Source organism: Isoptericola sp. NPDC055881, from assembly GCF_053615895.1.
Map to the genome: position 1 here is coordinate 1 of NZ_JBSHCR010000094.1, position 12,352 is coordinate 12,352.

Below are 12,352 nucleotides of genomic sequence, written 5' to 3' on the forward strand. Positions count from 1 at the left end.
CAGGACGTATCCCTCCCGAAGTGGAGGGCGCCCTGGCGCCCGTGAACGCGTCCGCGCGAAGAAGCCTCCGACCCGCGCGACAGCGACCACAGCGCGCGACAGCGACCACCAGTCAGCGGACAGCGAGCTCCGCCCGCACCTCCGCTCGCAGCCGCCCGTGCCGCGACGGCTCGGGAGCTGCGGCGAGCAGCGTCTTCGTGTAGTCGTGCTGCGGGTCGAGGATGACCTGGTCGGACGGCCCCCGCTCCACGACGTCGCCCCGGTACATGACGATGATCTCGTCGCTGAAGTGCCGGGCGGTGGCGAGGTCGTGGGTGATGTAGAGGACGCCGAGGTTCTCCTCGCGCTGCAGCCTCGCGAGCAGGTTGAGCACGCCGAGCCGGATGGACACGTCGAGCATGGACACGGGCTCGTCGGCGACGAGGAACCGCGCGCCGGGCGCGAGGGCTCGGGCGATGGCGACGCGCTGCCGCTGCCCCCCGGACATCTCGTGCGGCCGCTTCACGGCGTAGAGCGCAGCAGGGGTGAGGTTGACGCGCTCGAGCAGGTCGTGGACCGCGGGCTCCAGCGCCGCGCCGCTGGCGACGCCGTGCAGACGCAGGGGCCGCTCCAGGTGGTGGGCGACGGTGTGGTACGGGTTGAGCGACGCGAACGGGTCCTGGAAGACCATCTGCACCTGGTGCCGGTAGGACGCGAGGGCCTTCCCCCGCCGCGCGACGGGGACGCCGTCGAGCAGGATCTCGCCCGTGGTGGGCGTCTCGAGCTGGGAGATCATCTTGGCGACGGTCGACTTGCCGGACCCGGACTCCCCGACGAGGGCGATGGTCCTGCCCGGTTCCAGGGTGAACGACACGTCGTTGACGGCCCGCAGCCGGGTGCTGCTCATGCCGTTGCGGACCTTGAACTCCTTGACGAGGTGACGGACCTCGAGGCTGCTCATGACGCCTCCCCCTCGGTGGCGGCCTGCGGGACGCCGGTGCGGACGAACGAGCCACGGTCGCCGGTGAGGCTCGGGAACGAGCTCAGCAGCTGCCGCGTGTACGGGTGCTGGGCGCGCGCGTAGATCACCTCGGCCGTGTCGAGCTCGACGATCTCGCCGGCGCGCATGACGGCGATGCGGTCGCTGATCTCGAGCAGCAGGGGCAGGTCGTGCGTGATGAACACGACGGCGAAGTTGAACCGCTCGCGCAGCCGCATGATCTCGCGCAGGATGCCGCGCTGGACGACGACGTCGAGCGCGGTCGTCGGCTCGTCCATGATCATGACCTGCGGGTTGAGCGCCATCGCCATCGCGATCATCACGCGCTGGCGCATGCCGCCGGAGAGCTCGTGCGCGAAGCTGTCGAGGCGTGACGGGTCGACGCCGACGAGCTCGAGGAGCTCTGCGGAACGTGCGGCCCGCTCCTTCTTGCCCAGCTCGGGCCGGTGGGTGGTGAGGACGTCGCCGAGCTGCTTGCGGACGCTGATCACCGGGTTGAGCGAGTTCATCGCGCCCTGGAAGACCATGGAGACCTTGTCCCAGCGGAACGCCCGGAGCGCGTCGCCGGTGAGGCCGACGACGTCGATGTCCGTGCCGGTGGCGTCGTGGAACGTCACCTCGCCGGAGCGCAGGATCGCCGGCGGCTTGAGGAGCCGGTTGAGTCCGTAGGCGAGGGTCGTCTTGCCGCAGCCGGACTCTCCGGCGAGGCCGAGGATCTCGCCGCGGTGCAGGGTCAGCGAGACGTCCTGCACGGCCTGGACGGGCGGGTCGACCTCGTACTCGATGGTCACGTGCCGTGCGGTGAGCACGGGTTCGAGCCCGGCCACGTGCGCGGCGTGGGCCGCGGAGCTGAGGGGCCCCGTCGTGGTGGCGGCGGCGGTCATACGTCGACCCTCTCCTTCTGGCCGGGCGAGTCCTGCGGGTCGGGCGCGTCGCCCCCGGGAGCCGACGCCGTGGCGGGCACCGCCGAGCCGCGGCCGAGCCTGTCCCGGCCGGCCCGGCGGGCCTCGCGGACGCTCTTGGCGGCGGCGGGCGCGAGCCGCAGCTTCGGGTTGACGATCTCGTCGATGGCGAAGTTCACGAGCGACAGCCCGGTGCCGAAGAGGGCGATCATCAGGCCCGGCGGCACGAACCACCACCAGGCGCCGCGGGAGAGCGCGCTGCCGCCCTGCGCCTCGTTGAGCATGGTGCCCCAGGTGATCGCGCCGTTGGGTCCGAGGCCCAGGTAGGACAGGCCCGCCTCGCCGAGGATCGACAGGACGATGGCGAACAGGAACTGTGACGCCAGCAGCGGCAGCAGGTTGGGGAGCACCTCGACGAGGATGATCCGGGGGGTCTTCTCGCCGGCGACGCGGGCCGCGGAGACGTAGTCGCGGACGCGCAGGGACCGCGCCTGCGAGCGCAGCACGACGGCCCCGCCCGCCCAGCCGGTCACGCCGAGGATGAGGGCGACGAGGAGGGTGCTGCGCACCTGGAGGTAGCTGGCGATCACGATCATCAGCGGCAGGCCGGGGATGACGATCATGATGTTGGTGATCAGGGACAGGACCTCGTCCGTCCACCCGCGCACGTACCCGGCGACGACGCCGAACAGGAGCGCGAGGACGATGGCGATGAGCCCTGCGGTCACCCCGACGAGCAGGGAGCCGCGAGCGCCCTCGGCGAGCTGCGCGAGCACGTCGTAGCCGAGGCTGGTGGTGCCGAGCCAGTGCCCGGGCTGCGGCGGCAGCATCGGGTCGTTGGCCGAGCTGTGCGGGTCCTGCGTGACGAGCGGGCCGACGAGCGCGAACAGCACGATCGCGCCGACGAGGAGCAGCCCGGCGAGGAGCTTGCCCGACATCGTGGGCATCATCTGGCGCACGGCGGACCTCGGGGCCGGCGCGGTGGCGACGGCGGGCGTCGCGTCGGCGGGCGTCACGTCGGCGGTGGTGGTGGGGGTGTCAGTCATGGTGGCGCGTCCTCGGGTCCAGGAAGCCGTAGATGAGGTCCATGAGGAACAGGGCCGCGAGGACCGCGAGCGTGATGACGAGGAAGACTCCCTGCATCAGCGCGTAGTCGTTGTTGCGCACCGCCGTGATCATGAGCTTGCCGACGCCGGGGTAGGTGAAGACCTGCTCCATGACGAGGGAGCCGGCGACGACGAAACCGAGGGAGACGCCGAACCCGGCGAGGGACGGCAGTGCCGCGTTGCGCATGGCGTAGGTGGTGAAGACGCGGCGGGGTCGCAAGCCCTTGGCCTCGGCGGTCGTGACGTAGTCCTCCGACAGGGTGGAGACCATCATGTTGCGCATCCCGAGCAGCCAGCCGCCGACGGACGAGATCACGATCGTCACGGCGGGGAGGAAGGCGTGGTAGAGCACGGAGCCGACGAAGGCCCAGCTCCACTCGGGGCCGTTGAAGTGGAAGACGTCGTACGCGCCGATGATCGGGAACCACTGGAGGTTCACGGCGAACGCGAAGATGAGGACGAGGGCGACCCAGAAGTACGGCAGCGACTGCAGCATCGTGGTGCTCGGGACGAGGCCGTCCACCCAGGTGCCGCGCTTCCAGCCGGCGAACGCGCCGAGCCCGATGCCGAGCACGAAGGAGATGATCGTGGCGGTGCCGACCAGCCCGAGGGTCCACGGCAGCGCGTCGCCGATGAGCTGGGTGACGGGCGTCGGGAAGTTCGTCACCGAGACGCCGAGGTCTCCGGTGAGGACGTTCTTCCAGTACTGGACGTACTGCTCCCCGAGGCTGAGGTCCTCGCTGGCCCCGAGGAGGAGCCGGATGCTGTTGAGGGTGCTCTCCGAGACGTCCCCGGCACGTTGCAGCTTGGCCATGAGGATCGTGAACGGGTCACCCGGCAGCAGCCGCGGGATGAAGAAGTTCAGGGAGATGGCGGCCCAGAGGGTGACCGCGTAGAAGGCGATCCGCCTCAGGTAGAACTTCATGGGGTCGGGCCGCCCTTCGGGTTCGCGGGCATGCGGCTCCTCCTCGGTGGGTGCGTCACGTCGTCGTGGTGCTGGTGGTGCCGGCGCGGGTGCGCGGGGACCGGGTGACCGGCGGGCGGGGGTGCCCGCCAGTCGCCCGGTCGCGTGGACGGCTTACTCGACGCCGCCGAGCTTGCCGAGGATGACGCCCGAGGACGGGCCCTGCCACGACGGCGGGAACATGTACATGTCGTCGTCCGTGGGCCAGCCGGCGTAGGCGCTCGTGTTGAAGAAGGTCTGCGAGGCGTTCACGACGAGCGGGATGTACGGCAGGTCCTCGACGATGTGCTCCTGGACGGTGGCGTAGGCCTCCTTCTTGGCGGCCTCGTCGTTCGTCTCGGAGGCGGCCTGGACGGCCGCGTTCACGTCGGCGTCGTCGTACCGGGAGAAGTTCCACTCGCCGGGCTCGAGGGCGGTGCCGACCTTCTGGGTGTAGTCGCCCGTGAACCACTCGCGGTAGATCTGGAACGGGTCGGCGATGGAGGTGCCGACGACGCCGCCCATGATGAGCTCGAAGTCGCCGGACACGCGGGCGTCGGCGAACTCGTTCCACGAGATGGTGGACGCGGTGACCTTGATGCCGGCCGCCTTGGCCTGCTCCTCGATGAGCTTGGCCGCGCTGTTGTAGTCGGTCCAGCCGTCGACGGAGGTCAGCGTCAGGTCGATCGCCTTGCCGTCCTTGCCGTAGAAGCCGTCGGCGTCCTTGGTGTAGCCGGCGTCCTCGAGGATCGTCGCGGCCGCCGCGGCGTCGGCCGTCTGCGGCGACTCCTTCGGCATGCCGTCGGCGATCCACTTGTCGTCGCGGCCGAGCAGGGCGAACGTCGGCGAGATCTCCTTGGCGAGGCCGACGAAGGCCTTGTCGTTGATCGCCTTGCGGTCGATGGCGACGTTGAGCGCCTGCCGGACGGCGACGTCCGTCTGGTCCCCTTCGCACCCGAGGTCGGCGTTGGCGCAGGTGTACAGCACCGTGGGGTCGACGGGCGTGTTGACGTAGCCGTAGGCGCCGCTGGCCGTGACGCGCTCCGGGTCGGGCACGAACATGGTCGACCAGTCGATCTGGCCGGTCGTGAGCAGGTCCTCGGCCGACTGGTTGGCGTCGATGCCGACGTACCGCAGCGCGGCGACCTTCGGCTTGCCGCCCCAGTAGTCCGGGTTCGCCTTGGCGGTGTAGGCCGCGTTCGAGGTGGAGTCGACCAGGTACGGGCCGGTGCCGACCGGGTTCTCGGCGTTGGCCCAGGCGACGAGCCCCTGGAGGGCGTTGCCGTCCGCGTCCTTGCCGGAGTCCTTCTCGTGCTCCGCGAACACGTGCTTCGGCACGATGTAGGTGCTGCCGAGGATCGCGAACTCGTTCGCGTACGCCGGGGCGTCGAACGAGAACACGACCGTCGACGCGTCCTTCGCGACGGCGTCCTTGAGGTAGGACGGCTTGGCGGTGTCGTTGGTGAACGAGTAGACGACGTCGTCCGCGGTGAACGGCTGACCGTCGTTCCACTGCACGCCCTCGCGGAGCTTCACCGTCAGCTCGGTGCCGTCGGCGTTCCACTCGGAGGACTCGGCCAGCATCGGTGTCGGGTCGACGTCCTGGAGCTTGTTGAAGGCGAACAGCGTCTCGTAGATGCCGCCGTTGGCCAGGTGGAGCACGCCCACCGCGTAGGGGTTGAAGTTGGCCGTGATCGGCGTCTGGGAGCCGGCCCAGATCACGAGCTCTCGGTCGGTGGCATGGGCCTCGGCCGCGGGGGCGCCGGTCGCGCCGCCGCCGTCGTCGTCGCCCTCGGCGGCACCGGAGCACCCGGCGGCGAGGAGGGTCACGCTCGTGAGGGCAGCGGCCGCCGTCAGCCACCGGCCTCGCGTCGTACGTCGGTTCATCGTGGGTCCTTCCGGTCGGCGGCGCTCCGTCGCGCCGCGGTGATACCGCAATGGCCGTAGGGCAGGAACCTTAACGAATACCTCTGGGACCTCCGCTAGAGCATGAATCGTTATAAGGCAGGAGTGTTATCAAAACGTCATCTGGGTCGCGAGCGGCCTCCGGGCACGGCGAGACCAGAGCGCGCGGTGCGGCAGGGGCGCGGACGGGGCGCGCGCGAGCGAGCGGCGGGGGCGCGGACGGGGCGCGCGCGCAGGCGGCCCTCGCGTGAGGAGGCGCGTCGACCGAGCGCGTCGACGCGCCCTGACGGGCGCGAGCAGCGTCAGCCGGAGCGGACGGCTGTCAGGGCAGGGTGAAGAGCACCCGGCGCTCAGGCACCGATGCCTCTGCCAGCGTCGCGCGGACGCGCTCGCCGAGAGGAAGGGCACGGCCGTCGAGGCGGGCGCGCACGGCCGGCTCGCGCAGCATCACCTCGCCGCGCTCCACCTCACCACGCCGCGCGTCGCTGTCGCCGGGCGCTGCACCACCGCCCGTGGCACGGTCGTCCGGGGTGTCGCGGACGTCGACGACCACGCCGTCGAAGACCTCGCCCTCCCGCCCTGACAGCAGCGCCGCCTCGACGATGTCCACGCTGCCCCGCTCGAAGGCGCCGGCCGTGCGGGACGCCGTCGTCATCGTCTCCGGCAGCGCGGGCAGCGCCTCCGTCACCCAGGACGGGACCTCGCGCCCCGCCCCGTGCGCGAGGCACACCTCCGTGGCGTAGCGGTCGGCGAGCCGGCGCAACGGCGCCGTGACGTGGGCGTACTCGGCCCCGATCGCGGCATGCCGGGCGTCGGCCGGGAGCGCCACCGGCGCCCCGCCGTCGGGCCCGGGCACCCCGAACGCCAGGTAGCCCGCCCCGCGGAACAGCGACGTCGCCTCGGCGAGGAAGGCCGCGTGGGCCGGACGCCGGGACTCCAGGGCCGGCACGAGCTGCGCGTAGGAGACCTCGTCGGGCCAGTCGATGCCCAGCGCGGCGGCGGTACGGCGCAGGCGGGCGACGTCCCGGTCGTCGGCCGGGGGCAGGGTGCGGAACAGCCCCACGCCGGCCTCGCGCATCATCGCGGCCGCGGCGATCCCGGTGAGGAGCGAGATCTGCGCGTTCCAGCCCTCGACGGGCAGGGTGCGCCGCAGCTCGAGGGCGAACGACCCGTCAGGCCGCGGCACGATCTCCTGCTCGGGCACCTCCAGCGACACCCCGCCCCGGTCCCGCTCGCGCGCCTGGCGCAACCGCCCGACGTCGGCGAGCAGGGACAGCGAGTCCGCGGCGGTGCCGGCGTCGAGGTGTGCCTGAGCCTCGCCGTAGGTGAGGCGGGCGCGCGAGCGGACGGTCGCGCGGGTCACGGAGCTGCTGGTGATCTCGCCCTCCGCGTCCAGGCCGATCGTCCACAGCACCGCCGGGCGGTCCTCGTCGGGCAGCAGGCTCGCCGCGCCCTCCGACAGGACGGTCGGGTGCAGGGGCGTGCGGACGTCCGGGCCGTAGACCGTCGTCCCCCGCCGGTGGGTCTCGGCGTCCAGCGCGCCCCCGGGACGCACGAACGCCGCCACGTCCGCGATGGCGTACCGCACGATGTAGCCCCGGCCCGACGACGCGACGTGCACCGCCTGGTCGAGGTCCATGGAGCCGGGCGGGTCGATCGTCACCAGCTCGACGTCGCGGCGGTCCTGGCGGGCCTGGCTGGCGTGGCCGCCGTCGACCGCGCCTCGGCCACCGTCGTTCGCGGCCTCCTCGGCCTCCTCGCGCACCGCGGCGGGGAACATGGCGGGCAGCCCGACCTCCGCGCGGAGGGCGGCGAGGGCGCCCGCGACCTCGGCCGGTCCGGCCTGGGCGAGATGGAGCTGACGCGTCGGCACGGCTCGACCGTAACGGCGCCCCGCCATGGCCGCGCGCGGAGGGGCCGCCGGGCGGGTATGGCGTGCGTCCCGTTTTCGACAGGCTCCGCCGCGGGCAGATATCTTGATGTCAAACAATCTCTCGTCCATCACTGCCCTGCCTAGGGAGCATCGCCGCATGACCACCGAGTCCCGGCCCGAGGCCGCCACGATCATCTACACCCACACCGACGAGGCGCCGCTGCTCGCGACGTACTCGTTCCTCCCGATCGTCGAGGCGTACGCCGCGCAGGCCGGGGTCACGCTCGAGACGCGCGACATCTCCCTGGCCGGTCGCATCCTCGCCCAGTTCCCGGAGCGCCTGAGCGACGACCAGCGCATCGGCGACGCCCTCGCCGAGCTCGGGGCCCTCGCCACCACGCCCGAGGCCAACATCATCAAGCTGCCGAACATCTCGGCGTCGGCGCCGCAGCTGAAGGCCGCCGTCGCCGAGCTGCAGGCGCAGGGCTACGACGTCCCCGACTACCCCGAGGACCCGCAGACCGACGCCGAGAAGGACGTGCGCGCCCGGTACGACAAGGTCAAGGGCTCGGCCGTCAACCCGGTGCTGCGCGAGGGCAACTCGGACCGCCGGGCCCCCGCCTCGGTGAAGAACTACGCCAAGGCGCACCCGCACCGCATGGGCGCCTGGTCGGCCGACTCGAAGACGAACGTCGCGACCATGGGCAAGGACGACTTCTTCTCCAACGAGAAGTCCGTCGTCGTCCCCGCCGACGACACCCTGACCATCCGGCTCGTCACGCCGGCCGGGACGACCGTCCTCAAGGACGGCCTCCGGGTCGAGGCGGGCGAGGTCGTCGACGCGACGTTCATGTCCGTCGCCGCCCTGAACACCTTCCTCGCCGAGCAGGTCGCGCGGGCCAAGGCGGAGGGCGTGCTGTTCTCCGCGCACCTCAAGGCGACGATGATGAAGGTCTCCGACCCGATCATCTTCGGCCACGTCGTGCAGGCCTTCTTCCCGGCGCTGTTCGAGCAGTACGGCGACCAGCTCAAGGCCGCGGGCATCTCCCCCAACGACGGCCTCGGCGGCCTCCTCGCCGCCGTCGACACCCTCCCCGACGGCGAGGCCATCAAGGCCGCCGTCGCGCAGGGCCTGGCCGACGGTCCGGCCCTCGCCATGGTCGACTCCGACCGCGGCATCACGAACCTGCACGTGCCGTCGGACGTCATCATCGACGCCTCCATGCCCGCGATGATCCGCGGCGGCGGCCACATGTGGGGCCCCGACGGCCAGGAGCACGACACGCTCGCCGTCATCCCCGACTCGTCGTACGCCGGCGTGTACCAGACCGTCATCGACGACTGCCGCGCGCACGGCGCCCTCGACCCGGCCACGATGGGCTCCGTCCCCAACGTGGGCCTCATGGCCAAGAAGGCCGAGGAGTACGGCTCGCACGACAAGACGTTCGAGATCCCCGCCGACGGCACGGTCGAGGTCGTGAACGCGGCCGGCGACGTGCTGCTGAGCCACGACGTGCAGACGGGCGACGTGTGGCGCGCCTGCACCACCAAGGACGTCGCGATCCGCGACTGGGTCAAGCTCGCCGTCAACCGCGCCCGCGCGACCGGCTCGCCCGCCGTCTTCTGGCTGGACGCGCAGCGCGCCCACGACGCACAGCTCGTCGCCAAGGTCGAGGAGTACCTGGGCGACCACGACACCGACGGCCTCGACATCCACGTGATGGCGCCGGCCGAGGCGACGGCGTTCTCGCTCGCCCGGATCCGCCAGGGTCTGGACACGATCTCCGTGACGGGCAACGTGCTGCGCGACTACAACACGGACCTGTTCCCGATCCTCGAGCTGGGCACCTCCGCCAAGATGCTGTCGGTCGTGCCGCTGATGAACGGCGGTGGCCTCTTCGAGACCGGCGCCGGCGGCTCCGCGCCGAAGCACGTGCAGCAGCTCCTCGCGGAGAACTACCTGCGCTGGGACTCCCTCGGCGAGTTCTTCGCCCTCGCGGCGTCGTTCGAGCACCTGGCGACCGCCACGGGCAACGCGCGCGCCCAGGTGCTCGCGGACACCCTCGACCGCGCCACGGGCACGTTCCTCGACCAGGACAAGTCGCCCACGCGCCGCGTCGGCGGCATCGACAACCGTGGCTCGCACTTCTACCTCGCGCTTTACTGGGCCCAGGAGCTTGCCGCCCAGTCGCAGGACGCCGAGCTGGCCGCCGCGTTCGGCCCGCTCGCCGCGTCGCTCGCCGAGCAGGAGGAGACGATCGTGGCCGAGCTCGTGGGCGTGCAGGGGTCGCCGGCCGACATCGGCGGCTACTACCGCCCCGACGCGGTGAAGGCCGCGGCGGTCATGCGTCCGTCCGCGACGTTCAACACGGCGCTCGAGGCCCTCTGACGCCGAGGTAGTCGACAACCCCGCGAGGTAGTCGAGAACCCCGCGAGGTAGCACGCGTAGAGCCGAGGTAGCTCCCCCGAGCAGGTGGCCCGCACCACCCTGCGAGGCGGAGCTACCTCGGCTCTTCGCGTACCAACTCACGGGTTCGGGAACTACCTCGGCCCCAGGTGGACTACCTCGGCGGCTACCAGGACCAGCCGCGGGAGCTGAGCTCCAGCTCCTCGCGCAGCCGCTCGGCAGACTCGGCCCGCTCGCCGGCGCGCATCGGCAGGTCGACGACGCCGAGCCCGGCGAGGCGGCACGCCTCCCGCAGCAGGGCGTCGTAGGCCTCCTGCGCGGCGCGGGCGTGGTGCGCGCGGGCGTACACCTGCGGGTCGTCGTCGATCGCACGCAGCTCGCGGGCGAGCTCGCCGAGCCGCACCTGGACCGTGAGCGTGACGAGCGGGTCGTCGGTCGGGGCACGACGGCGGCGAGCCCGGCGCACGACGGCGTCACGGTGCGCGGGCGAGCGCAGCCACGACCGGGCGGCGACCGTCGCGACCAGAGCGAGCGACGTCGTCATGAGCGCCAGCTGCCACGTCATCGGAGCACCACCTCCGCAAGGTTTTCAGCCTATGCCGCGCACGCCGTGCACGCGAGGATCGTGGGCATGCCGGCGCACCGCTCGATCGTGGCGACCTTCGTCGCGCTGGCGCTGGCGCTCCTCGCGGCCTGCGGGTCCCCGGGTGCCCGGCCGGGCCCCGACCGCCCGGTGGTGCTCGCGGCGGCCGCGGCGCTGCCGGCCGGCGCGGCGGGCACCGTCGACGTCGGCGGACGCCCCGTCCAGGTCCAGGTGCCGCCCGGGTACGACCCCGCCTGCCCCGCACCCCTGCTCGTCGTCCTGCACGGCTTCGGCTCCGACCCCGCCCGCGTGGACGACCTGCTCGGGCTGCGCGAGGAGGCCGCCGCGCGCGGCGCGCTCTACGTCCTCCCCGAGGGCACCACGGGACCCGACGGACGACGGTTCTGGAACGCGAGCGACGCCTGCTGCGGCGCCGAGCGGGCGGACGTCGACGACTCCGCGTACCTCGCCCTGGTGGTGCGCACCCTCGCGACGACCTACGCCGTCGACCCTCGCCGGGTCGCGGTGGTCGGGTACTCGAACGGCGGGTTCATGGCCTACCGCACGGCGTGCGACCACGCCGACCTCGTCTCCACCGTGGTGTCGCTCGCGGGCGCCATGCCCGCGGACGGCCGCGCCTGCCGGCCGTCGCGCCCGGTGCGCGTCGTGCAGGTGCACGGCACCGACGACCCGGTCATCCGCGCAGCGGGCGGGCGCCGGGAGGGGCACGCGTACCCGGGGGCAGCGGCGTCGGCGGCCGCCTGGGCGCGTCTCGACGACTGCCCGGCACCACCCCTGACCGCCCCTGGCCTGCGCGACCTCGACACCGCCGTCCCCGGCGCCGAGACCACCGTGACCACCTGGGCCGGGTGCGCGGACGGCACCTCGGTCCAGCTGTGGGCGATCGCCGGGGCGGACCACTCCCCCGCGCTCGGCACCGCGTTCGCGACCGCGGTGCTCGACGTCGCGACCGGGACGCGCTGACCTCGGGCCGGGACGACCGCGGGCGAAGGCTCGCCTGCCCTTCCTGGCGAGGGGCGGGAAGGCTTACTAGCCTGGAACGGTTCAAGACAGCGATCGTCAACGGAAGCGAGGTTCCCCATGACCACTCCCACGATGAAGCGCAGCACCCCCCGCGCCGAGGCGTCCGACAAGCTCCGCGCCCACCTGCAGCGCGTGCTGGTCGCCCTGGTCGACCTGCACGTCCAGGGCAAGCAGGCCCACTGGAACGTGACCGGCCGCGGGTTCCGCGACCTGCACCTCCAGCTGGACGAGCTGGTCGACGTCGCACGCGAGCACAGCGACACCGTCGCGGAGCGCCTGCGGGCGCTGCAGGCCGTGCCCGACGGCCGCACGGAGACCGTCGCCACCACCACGGACCTGTCGCCCTATCCCGCGGGCCTCGTGTCCGTCGACGACACGGTCGACGCGATCGTCGAGCGGGTCGCGCAGACCGTCGAGGTCGCGCGCGACGTGCACGACGACGTCGACGCGGAGGACCCGACGTCGGCCGACCTGCTGCACGAGATCATCACCGACCTGGAGAAGCAGGCGTGGATGATCTCGTCGGAGAACCACGAGGTCTGACGGCGGGCCGGCCGAGCCTCGACGGCCCGGCAGCGATCACGACGACGGCGCGCCCCCTCCCGGGGAC

The 12,352-nt window shown here is 72.3% G+C and carries 10 protein-coding genes; 3 read left to right on the top strand and 7 right to left on the bottom strand.

The features are described 5' to 3' along the window. Nucleotides 1–112: 112 nt before the first annotated feature. The 6 genes from ACWGKI_RS19160 to ACWGKI_RS19185 all read right to left on the bottom strand — a co-directional run bounded on the left by ACWGKI_RS19160 (nt 113) and on the right by ACWGKI_RS19185 (nt 7,708). Nucleotides 113–940, bottom strand: a complete 828-nt coding sequence (locus tag ACWGKI_RS19160) for an ABC transporter ATP-binding protein (RefSeq protein WP_452189146.1) — start codon at nt 938–940, stop codon at nt 113–115. Then, nucleotides 937–1,863, bottom strand: a complete 927-nt coding sequence (locus ACWGKI_RS19165; protein WP_380245480.1) for an ABC transporter ATP-binding protein — start codon at nt 1,861–1,863, stop codon at nt 937–939. Before ACWGKI_RS19165 ends, ACWGKI_RS19160 begins: the two co-directional genes overlap by 4 nt. Beyond that, a complete protein-coding gene (locus ACWGKI_RS19170) occupies nt 1,860–2,927 on the bottom strand; it encodes an ABC transporter permease (protein WP_452189148.1) in 1,068 nt (355 codons plus the stop codon). Before ACWGKI_RS19170 ends, ACWGKI_RS19165 begins: the two co-directional genes overlap by 4 nt. Then, a complete protein-coding gene (locus ACWGKI_RS19175) occupies nt 2,920–3,912 on the bottom strand; it encodes an ABC transporter permease (RefSeq protein WP_380245478.1) in 993 nt (330 codons plus the stop codon). Before ACWGKI_RS19175 ends, ACWGKI_RS19170 begins: the two co-directional genes overlap by 8 nt. 153 nt (nt 3,913–4,065) lie before the next feature. Continuing rightward, complete coding sequence (locus ACWGKI_RS19180; protein WP_452189151.1) at nt 4,066–5,817, bottom strand: ABC transporter substrate-binding protein; 1,752 nt, start codon at nt 5,815–5,817, stop codon at nt 4,066–4,068. A 340-nt stretch (nt 5,818–6,157) separates the two neighbouring features. Beyond that, nucleotides 6,158–7,708, bottom strand: coding sequence for an RNB domain-containing ribonuclease (locus ACWGKI_RS19185; protein WP_452189153.1), 1,551 nt, complete (start codon nt 7,706–7,708; stop codon nt 6,158–6,160). 157 nt (nt 7,709–7,865) lie between these two features. On the opposite strand from ACWGKI_RS19185, the gene ACWGKI_RS19190 reads away from it, so the two are divergent. Continuing rightward, on the top strand, nt 7,866–10,097 hold the full coding sequence (locus ACWGKI_RS19190) for an NADP-dependent isocitrate dehydrogenase (protein ID WP_452189155.1): 2,232 nt from the start codon (nt 7,866–7,868) through the stop codon (nt 10,095–10,097). Between the two features lie 184 nt (nt 10,098–10,281). Here the strand turns inward: ACWGKI_RS19190 and ACWGKI_RS19195 are convergent, their stop codons facing one another. Then, on the bottom strand, nt 10,282–10,680 hold the full coding sequence (locus ACWGKI_RS19195; protein ID WP_380245034.1) for a hypothetical protein: 399 nt from the start codon (nt 10,678–10,680) through the stop codon (nt 10,282–10,284). Nucleotides 10,681–10,746: 66 nt separating this feature from the next. Here ACWGKI_RS19195 and ACWGKI_RS19200 point away from each other — a divergent pair, with 66 nt between their 5' ends. Beyond that, complete coding sequence (locus ACWGKI_RS19200; RefSeq protein ID WP_452189157.1) at nt 10,747–11,682, top strand: alpha/beta hydrolase family esterase; 936 nt, start codon at nt 10,747–10,749, stop codon at nt 11,680–11,682. Nucleotides 11,683–11,799: 117 nt separating this feature from the next. Then, nucleotides 11,800–12,285: a Dps family protein gene (locus ACWGKI_RS19205; protein WP_380245032.1), complete on the top strand. Its 486-nt coding sequence runs from the start codon at nt 11,800–11,802 to the stop codon at nt 12,283–12,285. Nucleotides 12,286–12,352 lie beyond the last annotated feature (67 nt).